Genomic DNA, 19,605 nt, shown 5'->3' with positions numbered 1-19,605 from the left:
CCGAAATAATCCTTTTTCATGCTCTTAATGTCATTCCTGCGGAAGCAGGAATCCAGAATAAATAACTTAATATCGGTACAAAAATTACATATTATTGATAAAATAAACAAGTTTTTTATAGGTTTTACTGGATTCCCGCCTATACGGGAATGACATAGAGTACAACATTAAAAAAACAGAAATTACTCTTTAGGCAATAATATTTGTACAAATTCCGTTTTAGATAGATCAGCTGCTACGTTTACCATAACATCATGTTCCGTAACTTTAGACACATAACCCACTAAAATACCTGCAGGATAAATATTACCGTGCCCAGAGGTTACTATCTCCTCATCTTTCTGTACTAAATGATTGTTAGGCAAGTATAAAATTTTACTATTATTATTATTACCTGCTAAAATACCTTGTTCTCTTGAAGAATTAGCTTTAATAGGTATTCTAGAATTAACATCGCTAATTAACATTACTTTAGCATAATTATTACTCACTTCTATTACTTTTCCTACTAATTTTCCTGAATTAACAACGATTTGATCAGGTTCAATGCCTTGCTTTTGACCTGCAGAAATCAAAGCTGTTCTAGAAAATGGGTTAAAGGAAACACTCAGTAATTTAGTAGTAATATATTCAAATTCTTCTTCCTCAGCAATCGTTAACAAATCTTTTAATGCAATGTTTTCGGCTCTTACCGATTCTACTTCACTTTGCAAATGTTGTAATCTTGCTATCTCAAGTTTAAGTTCTATATTTTTTCGTTCTAAATCTTGAAAATAAATAAATTTTTGTGTTATTGAATTTATATATTCAAATATATCTTCATAAACTGCTAAACCGGTTGATACTATACTACCGGTTACTTCAAGTGATATACTAGATATTTTTTTAGGCGTAGTAAAAAATAAATATACAGACAATCCAAGCCCAAATATAACAAAAAAACGCTTAAGAGTATTTGATATTATTCTTATTAATTCTAATGAATTTGAAGAATTTTTTACTCTATTTGCAAGTATTGCCATTTTTAATCCTGTTTAAATAGTACATGTTTTAGCTTTGTAAAATCTTCAAGTACTTTTCCTGTTCCAAGTGCTACACAAGAGAGGGCATCATCTGCAACTATCACCGGCAATTTAGTGGCTTCACTAAGAACAAAATCGAGGTTTCGTAATAATGAGCTGCCGCCTGTTAAAACAATTCCCTTATCGACTATATCTGAAGATAACTCAGGAGGTGTTGCTTCTAGTGCTACTTTTACCGCTTCAACAATTTGACTTACCGGTTCAATTAGACTATCAGCAATTTGTCTTTCGTTCAATATCATTTCTTTAGGAATACCGTAAATTAAATCACGTCCTTTAATTTCAATCTTTCTCGGCTCAGCATTTTCATCTACATAAGCCGTACCTATTTCTTGCTTTATCTTTTCGGCAGTAGCCTCACCTATCAATAGGTTATAGTGCCTTCTTATATATGAGATAATAGCTTCATCCATCTTATCACCGCCGACTCTTACCGACCTTGCATATACTATGCCCCCTAGTGATAAAACTGCAACTTCCGTAGTGCCTCCTCCAATATCAACAATCATCGAACCGGTCGCTTCCGTTACGGGTAGCCCTGCTCCGATCGCTGCCGCCATAGGTTCTTCAATTAAATAGACATCCCTACCCCCTGCACTTTCTGCTGCTTCTTGGATAGCACGACGCTCAACCGGCGTAGAACCGGAAGGCACACAAATAACAATTGTCGGACCAAAAAAAGAGCGACGATTATGCACCATTCTAATAAAATACTTTATCATTTCCTCTGCACCCTTAAAATCGGCAATAACACCGTCTTTTAAAGGTCTTTTTGCTTCAATATCCGTAGGAGTACGCCCAAGCATCATTTTTGCTTCATGACCATAAGCATAAGGCACAAAAGCACCGTCTTTTTTTATTAACGCAATAACAGAAGGTTCCCTTAGAACAATTCCACGACTTTTTTGATAGACAATAGTATTTGCCGTACCAAGATCTATAGCCATACCGGAAGAAAACCCTTCCAAAAATTTCATTATCATTTTATTTTTTCTCTCTAAATTCTAAAAACTTATTTTTTGATTCTTATTGTCATCCCGTGGCTTGACCACGGGATCTTGTATAACAGACTATGTCCTAAGATACCGCGATCAAGTCGCGGTATGACATTTAACTGGATCCCCGCTTCCGCTGAGATGACATAGCATCAATACTTTATTCAAATCTCCTTATAATGTAAAATAATAAAGTTACTAATAAAAAATATTAGCATACTAGGTAATAAAATAGCAGCAATTAAAGACAAATTATTATAAGTAAGTATTTTTAATAATATTTCTGATAACGAATATACTATAAAACCTGAAAATAAACCTAATATCAGTATTTTTTCTTGGGAATTATCACGATGTTTAAGACTAATAAAACAACTTGCTAAAATTATGGTTGCCATCATCATTATAGGCTTAAATAATTGCTTGTAATAATAAATTTGATAATTAATAGCCGGTAAACCTGAATTTAATAATTCATTAATTAATTTAGGTAAAGCCCAAATAGAAACCATTTCAGGACGAATAAATTTATTTACTAAACTATTAATTGATAAATTTGCCTGTATAGTTAAATTGTTGTAAGCCTTAGTTTCCTCTTTTGTGAAAACCTTAACCCTATTTAAATGTAACATTTTATTTTCAATAATACCGTATAATGCATCAATTCTCTTTAAAAAAGAATTATTACTATCAACAAATAAAATTGTAATATTATTTAATTTTTTCTCGGCAACATTAATAAATTGTGTTTGGATAATTTGATTTTCATCATTTAAAGATTCAAAAAATAATAAACCAGATTTAGATATTATACCCTCACTCAAGGCTTTTTTAGTTAGTTTTGCTTCTAATAACTCATATTTTTGTAAGCCTATAGTACCGATAGGATTCAATATAGTCGTAAAAACTATACCTAAAATTAAAGTTACAATACATGGAATAACAAGCACTTGCCAAATATGAATACCGCTAGATAACATAGCCGTTAATTCATTATTTTTTGTTAGATTTCTAAGAAAAAATAACATAGCGGTAAAACTAATTAACGAAGATACTTGACCTAGTAAATAAGGGATCTTATATAAAATAAGTCTCCAAAAAAAACTAAAAGGAACATAAATATTTTTGAATTTTTGTAAAAGATCAAAAATATTTGAGATAATTAATAGCCCGATTAAAAGAAATAATATAATAAAGAAACACTTAGAATATAATTTAGTAAGATACCAAGAAAGTGTTTTTAGATTAATCATTATAAATTCAGTGCTAATGCGAATTTAAATAAGAATTTGTGTGGTGGGGCTGGTAGGACTTGAACCTACGACCACACCGTTATGAGCGGCGTGCTCTAACCAACTGAGCTACAGCCCCTTTTCATTTGAAATTTATATAATAATTATGTAGTTAAGTCTAGTAAAATTTTTATATTTTTGAGGTATCGCCTAAAAAACAGGGCAATGTGGATCAGTTTTTTCGTCATTGCGAGGAAATTACAAAGTAATTGACGAAGCAATCTCAGAAGTTTGTTGTTATTTCATGAGATTGCCACGCAGCCTATGGCTGCTCGCAATGACGATTTGGTGTCCACTCATCAACGCTTTCGCAATAATAACATCAAGTTATAAATAAAAAAAGGCCGAGTAGTAAACTCGACCTTTTAGGATACTATAATTAGTAAATAATTTTAGTGATGTACAACTGTCACAGCTCTACGGTTATAAGCAAAAGCTTCTTCAGTATTACCCATCATAGCAGGTCTATCTTTACCATAAGAGATTGTATTTAATCTGTTATGATCGATTCCTTTATTAGCTAAGAATTTTTTCGCTGCTGCTGCTCTTCTTTCACCTAAGCCTAAGTTATATTCTCTGGTACCTCTTTCATCGCAATGTCCTTCAACAGTAGCTTTTACTTCAGGATGCTTTGATAACCAGCAAGCTTGTCTCTCTAACTCTTCTTTAGCCTTTGGTGATAAAGCAGAGCTATCAAAAGCAAACCATACCGCATTTCCTGCATGCTTCTCAAAATCTTTCATTAATGAGGTTTCTTCACCTTGGTTCATATTACCGTCAAATTGCGGTGCTCTTTTTGTTGTATTACACCCTGCAAGCACAAATAATGCAAGAAAAGCTAATGTAATTTTTGTTTTCATAATTAAACTCCTTGAGATTATAATTTATTAATATTGAATTCATTTTAGCTAGTTCATAAAACTAAACTAACCAAAAGCTATGTGAGTTAGTATATATCATTATTTTATTAGTTTAAAGGCTAAAATATTATAAAATGCAATTACTCATGTATAAATGTGGTAAAAATATCATTTTTATAATACGAGTAGATACTTTGGATAAATAGATAAATGAAGTTTAATGTAGAAAAGAGGAATCGATTTTGAAGCTTATAACCGCAGCGTATATATAATATGTGAGGATTATAAGCAAATTAAGTAACGCTGCCAATTTTCAAATTAAACGATTATATTCACCATCTTATTAATGCACTGCCCCAAGTAAGACCTGCACCGATAGCTGAAAATAGTAGAATATCACCTTTTTTTATTTTACCTGATGCTTTAAGAGTACTCAAAGCAAGCGGAATAGAAGCCGCTGAACAATTAGCGTGCTTCTCTACGGTTTTTATTACCTTATGTTCTGATAGGTTTAATGATTCGGCGAGTTTATTAATAATACGGATATTTGCTTGATGAGGTATAAAATAATCAATATCGCTTACACTGAATTGATTAGCATGCAGTAAATCTTTTATAGATTGTTGCATTTTTTCTATTGCATGACGAAATAATTTTTGCCCCTGCATAACTATTTTGCCACTAATACCGTTCATACTTACACCACCGTTTGTGTATAATATTTCATAATCAGCTCCGCTTGCAAAAATATTACTATCTATTAAACCGGAGTCATCACTACTACGCTGTAATATTACGCTACCTGCTCCATCGCCGAATAAGACGCAAGTAGTCCTATCATCCCAGTCTAATAATGACGTCATTTTCTCGGCCCCTATAAGCAAAATAGTTTTATATTTACCTGATGAGATAAGAGAATTCGCTACTTGTAAACCATAAACAAAGCCGGCACATACTGCTTGTAAATCAAAAGACGGTATATTAGTTAAACCAAGATAACCTTGAAGCTTAGAGGCGACCGAAGGGAAGCTATTATCCGGAGTAGTAGTACATGTAATAATTAAATCAATATCATTTGCTGATATCCCTGCATCTACTATAGCTTTTTCAGCCGATTTTAAAGCAAGATGGGAAGTATATTCTGTATCACCTGCTATATGACGCTGCGTAATACCTGTTCTTGTTCTAATCCATTCATCATTAGTATCTACAAATTTTGCAAGTTCGTCATTACTAACTATTTTTGAAGGAAGATACCCGCCGCAACCAATAATTTTGCAGGTCATAGCTTTAGGCTACTTCTTCTTCAGTTTCAATTTTTTTCGTTACTACTTGACGATTATTATAAGTCCCGTCAACTAAAGAAACGTGATGCGGAAGCTTATATTCGCCAGTTTGCGAGTCAACTATTACGTTAACTTTACCAAGTGCTAAATGTGAACGTCTCATATTACGTCTTGATTTTGATGTTTTTTTCTTTGGAACTGCCATTATTAGCCTCTCTAAATATAAATTAAAAAGTATTTGTCAAATTAGTGAAGCAGTTATATTATAATCTTGTAATAAAATCTAGATAAAATTAAACTTATGAAAATTTTTATAACATACATTTTTAGTATATTAGCCTTTTTTTCCTTAAGCGGCTGCAAAACTATCGAAAATAGAGGACAATCCATAGATGATTCGGCACTTGTAAAATTAGAGTCTAAAAAACTAAACAAAGCGGAAGTCGTAGAATTAATAGGTACGCCTACTATGGTACCGGAATATTCCCAAAATACCTGGTATTATGTTGAGAGAGTTATGTCTCAAAGAGCTTGGCTTAATCCAAAAATTGAAAAGCAAAAAATAGTAAAAATTACGTTTGATGCTAATAATTTTATGCAGGAAGTAGTAGTAATAGATGATTCTCATAGACAAGATATAGAAACAGTCCGTGAATATACTAGGACATATGGAACGGAACTTAACGGATTACAAAAATTTGTTAAAAATTTAGGTAGATTCAATAAAACCACCGACGGAAATAAAAACAAAAGCAAAAATAAGAAGAAGAGATAAGTACCTTAATCGTCATTGTAAGGGGGCTTATCTGCGTGGATCAATTCCACCACTGTCACCCCGTGGCTTGACCACGGGGTCCAGTCTTTTTTAATTTTTTCTGGATACCGTGGACAAGCCACGGTATGACACCGAAGCAGGCGTAACACCAACACCCATAAAACAAAAAACTATCTAATATGATTTCGATATTTAGTAAATTAAAACAAAGTTTGTCTAAAACTTCTAATAAAATATCGGAAGGTATCGACAAAATATTTTACAAGAAAAAATTAGATGCAGAAACTCTAGAAGAGCTAGAAGAGCTACTTATCTCAAGTGATATGAGTGTTTCGGTAGTAACTAATATTATTGAAGAGTTTAAAAAGGTAAAATTTGACAAAGAAATAGATAGTGATACAGTAAAAGATGCACTAGCTGAATTAGTAGAACAGCAGCTATCAAAATCAGAAATTCCTTTTACTTTAGATGCAAATAAATTAAACGTAATTTTAGTTTGCGGTGTTAATGGAGCAGGTAAAACCACGACTATAGGTAAGCTTGCTGCAATGTACTCAGCACAAGGGAAAAAAGTAGCAGTTGCGGCCTGCGATACTTTTAGAGCAGCTGCCGTAAATCAGCTAAGTACTTGGGTAGATAGAGCAAATGCACTACTTATTACCGGTGAAGAATCGGCTGACCCTGCGAGTGTTGCTTACCGTGCTATGGAAGAATCGATAAAACAAAATATCGATATACTTTTTATCGATACGGCAGGCAGACTTCATAATAAGAAAAATTTGATGGATGAACTGTCTAAAATTGTAAAAGTTATAAAAAAACTAGACGAGAATGCACCCACTCATAGCATTTTAGTAATTGATGCTATTACCGGACAAAATACTTATAACCAAGTAGAACATTTTAATGATGCTACTAATTTGACGGGGCTTATCGTGACTAAACTAGACGGCAGTGCTAAAGCCGGAGTACTTGTCGGAGTAGTACAAAAATTTAATTTACCCGTATACTTTATCGGTATAGGCGAGAAGATAGAGGACTTAAAAATATTCAACCGACATGATTTTGCTAAAAGTCTAGTGGGACTGTGAGGTTTTGCTACGTCATTTGCCCGCACGAATATTGAGTCGTCATTGTGAGCAGCCGTAGGCTGCGTGGCAATCTCATGAAGTAATAATAAACTCCTGAGATTGCTTCGTCAATTGCTATGCAATTTCCTCGCAATGACGATTTAATTAAAAATTAAATCATAAAATGACTCAAAAAAATACCTTATTACTCATAGACGGATACGGATTTGTTTTTAGAGCCTATTATGCACAACAGCCTTTAACTTCGCCGAAAGGCGAGCCTGTCGGTGCTCTTTACGGCTTCACTTCAATGCTACTAAAATTACTGAGTGACTTTAAGCCTAAACATGTCGCTGTAGTATTCGACAGCGGCGGGGAAAATTTCCGTCATCATATTTATCCTGAGTATAAAGCTAATCGTCCGCCTCCTCCTGAAGATTTAATTGTACAATTACCTTTAGTTCGTGATGTTGCAAGTAGTTTAAATTTTCCTATTCTAGAGAAGAACGGTTATGAAGCCGATGACATTATCGCAACCTTTGCTACTAAAACGGTCATGCTTGGAGAAGAGGTCATTATTATCTCTTCCGATAAAGATCTATTGCAGTTAATGAGTGAAAACATCAAAATATATGATCCGTTAAAAGGGAAATATATTACAGAGGAGGATGTTGTTAAAAAATTCGGTACTACTTCTGATAAATTACGTGAAGTGATGGCTTTAATCGGCGATAGATCGGATAATATTCCGGGTGTGCCATCTATCGGACCAAAAACGGCAAGTAGTCTTATAACACAATTTGGTTCTGTAGAAAATATATTTAACTCTTTAGACCAAGTCTCAAGCGTAAAACAACGTGAAACTTTACAAAATTCTAAAGAAACAGCGTTAATTTCATGGCAGTTAATAGGGCTTGATTCTAATGTTGATTTAGATTTCCAGCTGAATAATTTAGAATGGTCACCTCCAAATAGCGATAAATTAACAGGATTTTTACAAGAATACGGTTTTAAATCTTTATATAAAAGAGCAGAAAATTTATTCGATATTAAAATTAATGACCACAAAGAGATAGCAGATAATAAAGTAACCGAAGCAAAAGAAATTAGTAATGCTAGTGAGTTAGCAAATTTTGCTAAAGAAGCTGAGAAAATAGGAATATTTGGAATATACTTACTGCAGCATAAAGGAGATAATCTTGCTTTTATTTTATCACTGCAAAACCAAAGCTATATTATTAAAATTTCTAACACTTCTCATAATCTATTTTCTTATAATACTAAAACTAATAACAACTGGTTTTCGGATATAATCTTCAATTTACTAGTCGATAAATCTATAAAAAAAATTACTTACTCTCTTAAACCTTTAATGAAATTTTATGCAAACCAATCTCATGAAATTACGGCTATAGAGGATTTAGAACTAATGCAATATGCGTTATCTGCCGGTTTATCACAGAAAAATTTATTTGAAGAAGCTTTGAAAGAAACTTTGATAGAAAATATAATTATCGAATCAGCAAAAATAGTAATAAACTTTATCTCACTTTATAAGCAAACTATATTGGAGCTTAAAGACAACAAAGCCTTTAGACTTTATAGCGACATTGATTTACCTATTTGTTTTATTTTAGATAAAATGGAGAAAGTGGGTATTAAAGTAGATGTTAATTACCTAAAACAATTATCCGCTGAATTTGGAGCAGAAATTCTAAAACTTGAAGAAGAAATTTTTGTTCTTAGCGGAACTAAATTTAATATTGGTTCGCCAAAACAATTAGGTGAGATTTTATTTGAAAAAATGCAATTACCTTTCGGTAAAGTTTCGGCTAAAGCAAGCTCTTACTCAACAGGAGCGAAAATACTAGAAAAACTTAGTGAGCATGGATATAACATAGCTGATTTATTACTAAGGTGGCGACAGCTTACAAAATTAAAGAATACTTACACCGATAGTTTACCGAAACAGATATATAATATAACTAAGCGGGTACATACGACATTTCTACAAACTTCTACCACTACAGGAAGACTTAGCTCACAAGAACCTAATCTGCAAAACGTACCGATTCGCTCTAGTGAAGGGAATAAAATCAGACAAGCTTTTATCGCTGAAAAAGGTTATAAATTAATATCTGCCGATTATTCTCAAATTGAGCTTAGAATATTAAGCCATATCGCAAATATAGATGCATTAAAACAAGCATTTATCAATAAAGACGATATCCATACTCAAACCGCTTGTCAGATCTTTAACTTACAAAAACACGAACTAACTAGCGAACATAGACGTAAAGCAAAAGCTATAAATTTTGGTATTATTTACGGTATAAGTGCTTTTGGGCTTGCTAAGCAATTAAATGTTACTAACGGCAAAGCATCCGAATATATCAAGAAATATTTTGCCGAATATAAAGGAGTACAAGAATATATGGAGCAAACAAAAGCTTTTGCAAGTAGCAACGGCTATGTCACAAATTTCTTCGGCAGAAAATGTTTTGTACCTCTAATTCATGATAAAAAGCTTAAACAATTTGCAGAGCGTGCGGCTATTAACGCTCCGATTCAAGGAACTAATGCCGATATAATTAAAATTGCCATGATCAATCTAGATCAAGAAATAGAAAAACGTAAACTTAAAACAAGATTAGTACTGCAAATTCATGATGAATTACTATTTGAAGCACCGATCGAGGAAGTAGAAATTATAATACCCATTATTAAAAAAATCATGGAAAACTCTACTAATATGGATGTACCGATTATAACCGAAATTAGAGCAGGTAATAACTGGATGGAAATTCATTGAATAGTTGGTCATTCCTGCGAAGCTAAGTCGTCATTGCAAGCAGCCTTAGGTGTTGTTGCATGGATGATTTTGATAAACTATAAAGGTTATTTAGGATCAGTACATTTTAATGCTTCCGAAGAACTATTCGGTAAAGTAGAATTTATAAGAGATTTGATAAGTTATGAAGCATCTGACGCTAAAACTTTAATAAAGTCATTTCAAGAATTTTAAAAGGAGAGTAATTTATGAAAAATTTTATATTTACGTCTGAGTCAGTTTCTGAAGGGCATCCGAACAAAATTGCCGATCAAATTTCAGATACGGTACTTGATTAGATTCTAAAACAAGACCCTAACGGTCGTGTTGCCTGCGAAACTTTTGTAACAACCGGTCTAGTTCTAGTGGGAGGTGAAATTACTACTAGTACTTATGTGGATATTGAGCAAATAGTACGGAGTAAAGTACAAGAAATTGGCTATAATAATCCAAATTATGGATTTGACTGTAGCTGTTGTGCCGTAATTTCTTCTATAATTAAACAATCACCCGATATAACTATGGGTGTTGACAATGCAAATGACGATGAAATAGGTGCAGGAGATCAAGGTATGGTTTTCGGTTATGCTTGTAACGAGACGGATAGTTTAATGCCTGCACCGATTTACTACGCTCATCTTTTAATGAAAAGACAAGCATATTTGCGTAAACAAAATGTTTTATCTTGGCTTAGACCCGATGCAAAATAACAAGTCACGTTACGATATGAAAATAACAAACCGATTGCTATTGATGCGGTAGTTTTATCAACTCAGCATCATCCGGAAATACAACAAAAAGACCTTATTGAAGCAGTAATGGAAGAAATTATTAAACAGGCATTACCAAGCCATTTACTTCATAAAGACACTAAATATCTAATTAACCCGACAGGTAGGTTTGTTATGTCCTGTTGCAGATTGCGGTTTAACCGGTAGGAAAATTATCGTGGACAGCTATGGAGGAATGACAAGACACGGCGATGGTTGCTTTTCAGGAAAAGACCCAACCAAAATAGATAGGTCGGCTGCTTACATGACATGCTATATTGCTAAGAATATAGTAGGAGCAGGACTTGCCGATCGCTGTGAAATACAAATATCTTATGCAATAGGCGTTGCTGCTCCCGTATCTATTTACGCTGAAACTTTCGGTACTAGCAAATTAAGCAACGAACAAATTACTAAGCTCATAACACAGCATTTTGATATGCGTCCAGGCAGAATTATTAAACATCTTAAGCTTCGCACTCCATGTTATCAAAAAACGGCTGCTTACGGTCATTTCGGCCGTAAAGACGAAAATTTTACATGGGAACAATTAGATAAAGTAGATATATTGAGGTGAGTAATTATTGACATTTATTCATTCGTAATACATGATTATTTTTATCTTTTTTAATTAATTAGTTGAAAATATGGCTGAGAATGTAAATAATGATAGAAAGTTCGGTAACTTAGAAAATTATGATAATGAACTTACAAATACTGCTCTAAAAGAGAATAATCAAAATAAGCTGAGAGAGCATTATGAAAATATCACTCAAGCCTTAAATAACGTACGGGAATATGAGTATGAAGCGAAAGCAACTCAGTACCGCGAAATGCTTGACGATGCCCGTACCTATGATAAATCCACAAAAGATTATAATTTAGGCTCAGCTCATTTTATAACGACTAGCGGTTATAAAGCCTTACTTGGAGCTTATAAAGCTTTAAATCCTGACGAAAATACAGATAAAAATTAGACCATTTTATGGATGGCTTAGATGAGATTTATAAGCAATCCTTTTCAGTACGTAATTTAACTAACTCAAATAAATTACCGCCTGCAGAACAGTTAAAAAAATTTTTAGAAGAAACTACGGATAAAATATATAATAAACTGCAAAAAACCAGAGAGGCATATTTATCATATTCTAATGCTCCACTAATACAGGATTACATGCAAATGTTATAAAATATTCTAAAGAAAACGGAAAAAATTATCGTATTATATATAATGCCGGTGCTGGGGTAAGAGCAGATAATTCAAAGCTAAATCAAACACCAAAAGATCAATTATCTAAAATAAATGAAACAATAGAAGCAAGAAGTAAAGCAAAATTCAGCTCAATTAAATATGAACTCAAAAATCAAACAGATAAAGAAGTAAAAGATAGTATATTTTCTATATTATCTATAAATGAAATAGAAGCAATAAAAGCTCATATAACGAAATCAACAGATTCAAATCGGAACAACTTATTAACCCAACAGTTGATTCAAGAAGAACAGTTACTGGACAAACTTTAGGGAATTGTAGCAGCAGGTCAATAAGAGAAGCTTTAAGAGACAATGTACCGGATTCAGAATTTCGTGAAATACTTGATTTTATTACACAAAATCAAGTATTTCAAATAATATCAAACTTAGAAAGCGAACAAAAAAATTTAGCAAATATCTTAAATCTAACCCCGATTAAGGTTACAAGAGTTATTAAACCTTATATAAATAGGGCACTGAAGGAGTAAAATAAAGGTTTAATAACATGTGTAAATATACTACAATATTTTGTATAGTAGATAAATTTTGTAAAATTTATGAGAAATGGGTAAAACATCAATTGCTGAAAAGTAATAAGCAAAGATTTAGAGAAGGTAAGCTTTCCTTAAGTGAAGAACTCTCAATAATGATTTTTACCATTTTAGTGCATATAAACATTTAAAAGCTTATTACCAAAACTTTATTATTAATGGTAATTTGTTCAGGAATCCACCTTGTTATGAGAGATTTGTTCAGCTTATTCCTTCATTATTTCTGCCATTGATTGTGATGTTACATTACTTAAGTGGGAAAAGAACGGGAATTTATTATGCAGATTCCACACATTTTGCAGTATGTAAAAATATCAGAATTAATTCTAACAGAACTTTTAATAATCTTGCAAAAATGGGACGTAGTTCTGTCGATTGGTTTTTTGGATTCAAGCTTCATATGATAATCAATGATAAGGGAGAAATTATTGCTGTTAAAATTACCAAAGGTAATGTTGATGACAGAATTGCATTTGAAGCAATGGTTATCAAAAAGGTCTAAAAGGTAAGTGTTATGATGATAAGGGGTTTATTTCAGAAAAAATGTTTACAAAACTTTATAAGCAAGGTTTAATAAAAATTACCGGAATAAGAAAGGATATGAAAAACTATTTATTACCTCTTTTGGATAAAATCCTTTTAAGGAAGAGATTCATTATCGAAACCATTTTTGGCTACATAAAAGAGAATTTTAATATTACTCCTTCCAGACATCGATCACCTATTAATTTCTTTACTTCTCTATTCTCTGCTCTTATTGCTTACCAACTTAAACCTAATAAACCATGTATTTCTTATCCATAATCGGGGTTAACTATATTGTAGCAGGTATAGATGAAGCAGGTAGAGGATCGCTCGCAGGTCCGGTAGTAGTAAGTGCCGTTATAATAGATAACGCCAATATTATAACGGGTATTAAAGATTCTAAAAAGCTTTCTAAAAAGAAAAGAGAATTATTATATGAGCAAATAACTAGTAACTATGTTTGGTCAACCGCTATTATTTCTCATACCGAAATTGATGAAATTAATATATTAGAAGCAACTAAAAAAGCTTGTTCTATTGCTGCGGCAAATCTTACAACTAAGCCGGAGATAGTTTTAGTTGACGGTAATATGCAGTTTAATGATGAAAGATTTGTTAGTATAGTTAACGGTGATAATTTATCGTTATCGATTGCAGCGGCTTCCATTATTGCAAAAGTTACTAGAGATCGTTTGATGCTAGACTTAAGTGCTGAATTTCCACAATATTTATGGCACAAAAATTCCGGCTACGGTACCAAAGAACATATTGAAGCTATTAATACGCACGGCCTATCGCCGTATCATAGAAGGAGTTTTAGGTGTTGTTAATAGGTGTTGTTGCATGGATCGGTTTCACCACTGTCATACCGTGGACAAGCCACGGTATGACACATTAGGAATAACTCAACTCAAGTGCCGCCTCTTCTAGAGTTTTTAGTTGATCACGAAGTTTTGCGGCTTGTTCAAATTCAAGATTATTTGCAGCTTTAAGCATGTCTTTCTTTAATTTGTCAATATGGGCTTTTAGCTTAGCAGGGTTATCAAATAAAGTATGAGCTTGTTTTTTATCAAGCTTACTATCGATTTTCTCAAGTTCTGCTAAAGCGTGAATAGCACGGTTGATGGTTTTTGGAATTATGCCGTGTTTTTCATTATATTCCTGCTGAATTTGCCTTCTACGCAACGTTTCACTAACGGCTTTATCGATAGATTTAGTCATTTTATCGGCATAAAGTATAACTCTACCCTCGCTATTTCTTGCAGCTCTTCCTATTGTTTGTATTAACGATACTTCCGACCGCAAAAATCCCTCTTTGTCTGCATCAAGTATAGCAACTAAGCTGCATTCAGGGATGTCAAGCCCCTCTCTTAATAGATTAATACCGACTAAAATATCTATAGTACCTTGTCTTAAATCCCGTAAAATCTCGATACGCTCTAGAGTATGAACGTTAGAATGTAAATAAGAAGTTTTATATTTTAGCTCCTGCAAATAGGCGGTTAAATCTTCAGCCATTTTTTTTGTTAATGTAGTGACTAAGACACGAAAACCTTTAGAGATAGTGGTTTGAATTTCGCTAATTAAATCCTCAACTTGGTTAGTAGCGGGTTTGATAATACATTCAGGATCAAGCAGTCCCGTAGGTCTGATAATCAGTTCTACTACAGTACCGTCGGTTTCTTCTAACTCAAATGGTCCCGGAGTTGCGGATACAAAAACAGTTTGCGGTCTAAATTTTTCCCATTCTTCAAATTTTAAAGGTCTGTTATCAAGTGCAGACGGCAGACGAAACCCATGCTCTATCAATACTTCTTTCCTTGCTCGATCGCCGTTATACATCGCTCTAATTTGCGGTACGGATACGTGGCTTTCATCAACAAATAATAACGCATCTTCCGGTAAGTACTCGAATAAGGTAGGCGGCGGCTCACCGGCGTTACGCCCTGTGAAAAAGCGAGAGTAGTTTTCAACGCCTTTACAGCTGCCTGTTTCCGTTAACATCTCAAGATCATATTGAGTACGTTGATTTAGCCTTTGCGTTTCAAGTGGTTTATCTTGCGACTTTAAGAACTCTAAGCGTTTTTGTAACTCCTCCTCAATGCCTGATATGGCACTATTTACCGTTTCTTGAGGCATCACGAAATGTGAATTACCAAAGACCATAGCTTTATCGAGCTTAGCAAGTTTTTCGCCTGTTAGGGGATTAAATTCGTGTATATATTCAAGTTCATTACCGAAAAACGATAAACGCCAAGCTTTATCGCTGTAATGTGAGGGAAAAATATCGATATTATCCCCTTTAACTCGAAAACAGCCACGCTCAAACCCAATATCGTTACGCTCATATTGTAGATTTATCAAATCATTTAGTAGCTTATCACGAGGGTAGCTTTGACCTGGTTCTAGATTAACCGTCATTTGATAATACAAATCAGGAGAGCCAAGCCCGTAAATACAAGAAACGGAAGAAACTACTATAACGTCACGACGCTCTAATAACGATCTTGTAGCGGAATGACGCATTAAATCAATCTGCTCGTTAATTGATGAATCCTTTTCTATAAAAGTATCGGTGCGTGCTATATATGCTTCCGGCTGGTAATAATCATAATACGATACAAAATACTCAACGGCATTCTTCGGAAAAATCGACTTCATTTCTGAATAAATTTGGGCAGCTAAAGTTTTATTATGAGCCATAATAAGAGTAGGACGATTAGTTCTCTCTATAATATTCGCCATGGTAAAAGTTTTCCCTGATCCCGTAATACCAAGCAACATTTGTGAGCGTTTTTTACTATTTAACCCTGCTATAATTTCATCTATTGCTTTTGGTTGATCGCCTGTCGGTTTATATTCTGAGATAATAGAAAAATTATTCATGCATTTTTACTTGCTTTAAAAACTATAGTTTAAGATAATATATTAAAATCTAACAAAAAAATATAACATTATGAATAAAGCTATATTACACACAATTATTATTTATACTCTTGCTAGTTGTCCTTATTGTATAAAAGCTAAAGCATTGCTTGATAAGAAAAATGTTGCTTATGAGGAAATTGAAGTAAGTAATTTTACTCAGGAAGAGAAAGAAAATTTTATTAAGAAATCCGGTGGAAAAAAGACCGTCCCGCAGATATTTATAGATAATATGCATGTTGGCGGTTGTGATGCTCTGTTTGATCTTGAAAAAGAGGGAAGGCTAGATAAGTTGTTAGAAAATCAGCCAAAGAAGACTTCACCCGCTGCCGGGGCATAATTAATAAAAATGTCATTGCGAGCGAATGTAGACAATGCCATATGTCATTCCCGCGTAGGCGGGAATCCAGAAAAAATAAATAATAAAAATGTATTATATTATGTTCTGATCGCAATGGTACTTTGTATATTGGTATTACTAATAATATACTACGTCGTGCTTATGAACATAAACAAAAAATAATAAAGGGTTTTACGACAAAATATAATGTTATAAAGCTTGTTTATACAGAAGAATTTGCTGATATTAAGAAGCTCTTGTAGAGCTTTAAAGAAATGGAATCGTACTTGGAAAATAAAATTAATAGAAAAACTTAATCCTAATTGGGAAGATTTAGGCAAGTGTATTTCTGGATTCCCGCCTACGGCGGGGATGACATCGAGTTACACCTACAGTTTTCTTGGATAACAAAGCCATACAAATTCACAAAAACTCCAAAAATGTCCAAAAACAACAATCACAAAAATTCATTCTATCTACTTCTGCCGTATTTATGGTCGAAGGATTTTGATATACGCCTGCGTATTGTTACGTCTCTTATTTGTCTAGTTATAGCTAAAGTAATAAATATTTTCGTTCCGATTGTTTATAAATATATAATAGACGGATTAAATAAAAATTTTGCTCTTTCGGTTATTATCGGGATTATTGTTGCATATGGCGGTACTAAAATATTGGTACAAATATTTGGTGAGCTGCGAAATATTATTTTCTCAAAAGTAGGGCATCAAGCGACTCGCTTAGTTGCTCTAAATGTCTTTAAGCACATGCATAATTTAAGTATGCGTTTTCATATTACTAGAAAAACAGGGGGCTTAAGTAGGTCAATAGAGCGTGGTACTAAAGGTATTGAAGCGGTGCTGCGGTATTTATTATTTAATATTTTCCCGACAAGCGTAGAAATTATACTAGTAAGCGGGATGTTATGGTATGTGTATGGTATTTGGTTTGCCGTAACTATTTTAATAACAATGATAGTTTATGTTGGTTATACTTTCCTAATTAGTACTTGGCGTATTTCTTTTACAAGAGAAATGAACCAAAGCGATAACACCGCCAATAATAGGGCAATCGATAGTTTACTGAATTTTGAAACCGTTAAATATTTCGGTAATGAAGAATATGAGGCGATAAAGTTTAATGAGGCTTTACAAACTTATGAAAAATCAGCCACTAAAACTACTAACAGCCTATCGATTTTAAATATCGGGCAGGATGTTATAATATCCTTAGGGCTTGTTTCTTTGATGATACTTTCGGCAAATGCTATTAATCAGAATAAAATGACCGTCGGCGATTTAATAATGGTTAATACTTACTTGTTTCAGCTATCAATTCCGCTTTCAATACTTGGCTTTTCCTATAGAGAAATTAAAAACGCTCTAGTTAGTATGGAAGATATGTTTAATCTTTTAGATATACCGGCAGAAGTAGAGGATGCCGTGAACGCTAAGGAGCTAATTATCTCAAAAGGCGGGGTTAGTTTCGATAATGTTAGCTTTGCTTATAATCAGGAACGTCCGATTTTGCATAATATAAGCTTTACGATCAAGAGCGGTAAAACACTCGCAGTAGTAGGTAGCAGCGGAGCGGGGAAATCGACGATATCACGCTTGCTGTTTAGGTTTTACGATATTAATAGCGGCAATATTACTATAGATAATCAAGATATACGAGAAGTCACACAACAATCGCTTCGTAAGTCTATCGGAATTGTTCCGCAAGATACGGTACTGTTTAACGATACGATATATTACAACATAGCATATGGTAATAATGCAGCTAGTTACGATGAAGTTATAGCAGCCTCAAAAAATGCTCATATTCATGAGTTTATTAGCACGCTGCCCAAAGGGTATGAAACGCAGGTAGGGGAGAGAGGCTTGAAGCTTTCAGGCGGCGAAAAACAGCGTATTGCAATCGCAAGAACCATATTAAAAAATCCGGCAATATATGTTTTTGATGAAGCAACAAGTTCGCTTGATACTAAAACCGAAAAGCTAATTCAGGCAAGTCTTAAAGAGATCTCGGCACGCCATACTACCCTTATCATTGCCCATAGACTATCAACTATTATCGATGCAGACGAGATTATCGTTTTGGATAACGGCTATATAGTTGAGCGAGGCAACCATAAGAGCTTACTACAACATAAAGGCTATTACGCCGAACTTTGGTATAAACAGCAGGAAGAGAAAAGTAAATAAAATACGGCATTGCAAAATAAAAGTTGATGTCGTCATGAGCTAAGCGACTAAAAACCTTGTTGCGTAGACCGGTAAAATCCACTGTGTCACCCCGTGGCTTGACCACGGGGTCCAAAAAACAATTAAAAATACTAATAATTTTAGTATTTTTAACTGGATCCCGCGATCAAGTCGTGGGATGAACAATTAGGAAACCGGTCCACGCAACAATGCCTTGCGAGGAGCCGTAGGCGACGCGGCAATCCAGAAAATAATTAAAAAAATTCTGTAAATCAGAATTTTTAACTGGATTGTTTTGTCAATTGCTATGCAAATTCCTCGTAATGACGAAAAAACCGATCCATGCAGGAATGACATGGATAGCTAATTGACATTTTTAAAAAATTAAGTAAAATTTCCTGCAAGAGTAGCGGTAACGTTATTCCGGGGTTTCAAAGTCTCTCTCCTAAGCGGTATTATCAGCCGTATAAATGGTATAATCCTCGACTTCATTGCGGTCGGGGAGATAATAGCTATGTACAGAGCTTAAAGCATTGCTTTAAGCTTAAAGGCTATTGTAGCTGTCTTAGGCGGTTCTTTGAACTCCCCGACCACCAGGGGTTTATTTCTCTTCGGTGGTTGAAACTTGAGCAATTTAAGTTTAATCAATCGGGAGCAACTACATGTTCAACAAAAATAATAAATTATTATCTAAAATATTACCGATTTCTAAGAAAAATAAAGATTTAGAAAAACTAAGATCTAAGTTTAAACAAAGGCTAGAAGCACAAGTAACGGTAGATGAGATAAAAAGAATAGAGCAGAGTTCATTATATTTAGAAAGTATAAAATAATAGACAATAG

19 protein-coding genes, 1 tRNA gene and 4 pseudogenes are annotated in these 19,605 nt (G+C 33.7%); 16 read left to right on the top strand and 8 right to left on the bottom strand.

Annotation, left to right across the window (positions count from 1 at the left end; genetic code table 11):
• Nucleotides 1-182 precede the first annotated feature (182 nt).
• The gene (gene mreC / locus RMONA_RS00455; RefSeq protein WP_023507141.1) at nucleotides 183-1,022 is read right to left on the bottom strand and encodes a rod shape-determining protein MreC; all 840 of its coding nucleotides are present in this window, start codon (nucleotides 1,020-1,022) and stop codon (nucleotides 183-185) included.
• Between the two features lie 2 nt (nucleotides 1,023-1,024).
• Nucleotides 1,025-2,065: a rod shape-determining protein gene (locus RMONA_RS00450; RefSeq protein ID WP_023507140.1), complete on the bottom strand. Its 1,041-nt coding sequence runs from the start codon at nucleotides 2,063-2,065 to the stop codon at nucleotides 1,025-1,027.
• Between the two features lie 36 nt (nucleotides 2,066-2,101).
• Between RMONA_RS00450 and RMONA_RS10710 the strand changes: the two genes are divergently transcribed.
• On the top strand, nucleotides 2,102-2,227 hold the full coding sequence (locus tag RMONA_RS10710; RefSeq protein WP_277914369.1) for a hypothetical protein: 126 nt from the start codon (nucleotides 2,102-2,104) through the stop codon (nucleotides 2,225-2,227).
• Between the two features lie 14 nt (nucleotides 2,228-2,241).
• On the opposite strand, the gene RMONA_RS00445 is transcribed toward RMONA_RS10710, so the two are convergent.
• The 3 genes from RMONA_RS00445 to pal all read right to left on the bottom strand — a co-directional run bounded on the left by RMONA_RS00445 (nucleotide 2,242) and on the right by pal (nucleotide 4,229).
• Nucleotides 2,242-3,330 carry an LptF/LptG family permease gene (locus tag RMONA_RS00445; protein WP_023507139.1) on the bottom strand — a complete coding sequence of 363 codons (1,089 nt, stop codon included), beginning with the start codon at nucleotides 3,328-3,330 and terminating at the stop codon, nucleotides 2,242-2,244.
• A gap of 41 nt (nucleotides 3,331-3,371) precedes the next feature.
• Nucleotides 3,372-3,448, bottom strand: a tRNA-Ile gene (locus tag RMONA_RS00440).
• A 313-nt stretch (nucleotides 3,449-3,761) separates the two neighbouring features.
• A complete protein-coding gene (gene pal, locus RMONA_RS00435; RefSeq protein ID WP_023507138.1) occupies nucleotides 3,762-4,229 on the bottom strand; it encodes a peptidoglycan-associated lipoprotein Pal in 468 nt (155 codons plus the stop codon).
• A gap of 235 nt (nucleotides 4,230-4,464) precedes the next feature.
• Between pal and RMONA_RS11600 the strand changes: the two are divergent.
• Nucleotides 4,465-4,573 (top strand): annotated as a pseudogene (locus RMONA_RS11600) (palindromic element RPE1 domain-containing protein); the annotation flags it as partial.
• On the opposite strand, the gene RMONA_RS00430 reads toward RMONA_RS11600, so the two are convergent.
• Both RMONA_RS00430 and rpmF read right to left on the bottom strand, forming a co-directional pair.
• A complete protein-coding gene (locus tag RMONA_RS00430; protein ID WP_023507137.1) occupies nucleotides 4,562-5,515 on the bottom strand; it encodes a beta-ketoacyl-ACP synthase III in 954 nt (317 codons plus the stop codon). The pseudogene RMONA_RS11600 and the gene RMONA_RS00430 overlap by 12 nt on opposite strands.
• A gap of 4 nt (nucleotides 5,516-5,519) precedes the next feature.
• Nucleotides 5,520-5,720 carry a 50S ribosomal protein L32 gene (gene rpmF / locus RMONA_RS00425; protein WP_008579275.1) on the bottom strand — a complete coding sequence of 67 codons (201 nt, stop codon included), beginning with the start codon at nucleotides 5,718-5,720 and terminating at the stop codon, nucleotides 5,520-5,522.
• A 96-nt stretch (nucleotides 5,721-5,816) separates the two neighbouring features.
• Between rpmF and RMONA_RS00420 the strand changes: the two genes are divergently transcribed.
• The 10 genes and pseudogenes from RMONA_RS00420 (at nucleotide 5,817) to RMONA_RS00375 (ending at nucleotide 14,120) form a co-directional block, all read left to right on the top strand.
• Nucleotides 5,817-6,290 carry an outer membrane protein assembly factor BamE gene (locus RMONA_RS00420; RefSeq protein ID WP_023507136.1) on the top strand — a complete coding sequence of 158 codons (474 nt, stop codon included), beginning with the start codon at nucleotides 5,817-5,819 and terminating at the stop codon, nucleotides 6,288-6,290.
• 179 nt (nucleotides 6,291-6,469) lie between these two features.
• Nucleotides 6,470-7,381, top strand: a complete 912-nt coding sequence (ftsY, locus tag RMONA_RS00415; protein ID WP_023507135.1) for a signal recognition particle-docking protein FtsY — start codon at nucleotides 6,470-6,472, stop codon at nucleotides 7,379-7,381.
• A 163-nt stretch (nucleotides 7,382-7,544) separates the two neighbouring features.
• Entirely contained in the window at nucleotides 7,545-10,172 is a 2,628-nt protein-coding gene (polA, locus tag RMONA_RS00410; protein ID WP_023507134.1) for a DNA polymerase I, read from the top strand.
• 33 nt (nucleotides 10,173-10,205) lie between these two features.
• Nucleotides 10,206-10,385, top strand: a complete 180-nt coding sequence (locus RMONA_RS00405) for a hypothetical protein (RefSeq protein ID WP_242402819.1) — start codon at nucleotides 10,206-10,208, stop codon at nucleotides 10,383-10,385.
• Nucleotides 10,386-10,399: 14 nt separating this feature from the next.
• A pseudogene (gene metK, locus RMONA_RS00400) lies at nucleotides 10,400-11,537 on the top strand (methionine adenosyltransferase).
• Nucleotides 11,538-11,607: 70 nt separating this feature from the next.
• Nucleotides 11,608-11,937 carry a hypothetical protein gene (locus RMONA_RS09515; RefSeq protein ID WP_023507133.1) on the top strand — a complete coding sequence of 110 codons (330 nt, stop codon included), beginning with the start codon at nucleotides 11,608-11,610 and terminating at the stop codon, nucleotides 11,935-11,937.
• Nucleotides 11,938-11,945: 8 nt separating this feature from the next.
• A pseudogene (locus RMONA_RS09510) lies at nucleotides 11,946-12,209 on the top strand (hypothetical protein).
• 794 nt (nucleotides 12,210-13,003) lie between these two features.
• The gene (locus RMONA_RS10705; protein ID WP_023507103.1) at nucleotides 13,004-13,267 is read left to right on the top strand and encodes a transposase; all 264 of its coding nucleotides are present in this window, start codon (nucleotides 13,004-13,006) and stop codon (nucleotides 13,265-13,267) included.
• A 41-nt stretch (nucleotides 13,268-13,308) separates the two neighbouring features.
• Complete coding sequence (locus RMONA_RS10700) at nucleotides 13,309-13,569, top strand: transposase (protein ID WP_023507102.1); 261 nt, start codon at nucleotides 13,309-13,311, stop codon at nucleotides 13,567-13,569.
• Nucleotides 13,551-14,120 carry a ribonuclease HII gene (locus tag RMONA_RS00375; protein WP_023507131.1) on the top strand — a complete coding sequence of 190 codons (570 nt, stop codon included), beginning with the start codon at nucleotides 13,551-13,553 and terminating at the stop codon, nucleotides 14,118-14,120. The genes RMONA_RS10700 and RMONA_RS00375 overlap by 19 nt, the downstream gene beginning before the upstream one ends.
• Before the next feature lie 64 nt (nucleotides 14,121-14,184).
• Here the strand turns inward: RMONA_RS00375 and uvrB are convergent, their stop codons facing one another.
• Nucleotides 14,185-16,176, bottom strand: coding sequence for an excinuclease ABC subunit UvrB (uvrB, locus tag RMONA_RS00370; protein WP_023507130.1), 1,992 nt, complete (start codon nucleotides 16,174-16,176; stop codon nucleotides 14,185-14,187).
• Between the two features lie 70 nt (nucleotides 16,177-16,246).
• Between uvrB and grxC the strand changes: the two genes are divergently transcribed.
• From grxC to RMONA_RS09500, 4 genes and pseudogenes are all read left to right on the top strand, one after another.
• Complete coding sequence (gene grxC / locus RMONA_RS00365) at nucleotides 16,247-16,555, top strand: glutaredoxin 3 (protein WP_023507129.1); 309 nt, start codon at nucleotides 16,247-16,249, stop codon at nucleotides 16,553-16,555.
• A 92-nt stretch (nucleotides 16,556-16,647) separates the two neighbouring features.
• Nucleotides 16,648-16,963 (top strand): annotated as a pseudogene (locus tag RMONA_RS11080) (GIY-YIG nuclease family protein).
• Between the two features lie 32 nt (nucleotides 16,964-16,995).
• On the top strand, nucleotides 16,996-18,762 hold the full coding sequence (locus RMONA_RS00355; protein WP_023507128.1) for an ABCB family ABC transporter ATP-binding protein/permease: 1,767 nt from the start codon (nucleotides 16,996-16,998) through the stop codon (nucleotides 18,760-18,762).
• Nucleotides 18,763-19,424: 662 nt separating this feature from the next.
• A complete protein-coding gene (locus tag RMONA_RS09500) occupies nucleotides 19,425-19,595 on the top strand; it encodes a hypothetical protein (RefSeq protein WP_023507127.1) in 171 nt (56 codons plus the stop codon).
• The last annotated feature ends 10 nt before the right edge of the window (nucleotides 19,596-19,605 follow it).

This window comes from Rickettsia monacensis (assembly GCF_000499665.2).
In the GTDB taxonomy this organism is placed as follows: domain Bacteria; phylum Pseudomonadota; class Alphaproteobacteria; order Rickettsiales; family Rickettsiaceae; genus Rickettsia; species Rickettsia tamurae.
Note: the sequence above shows the minus strand (reverse complement) of the source record. Positions and strands in the feature narration are given on the sequence as shown.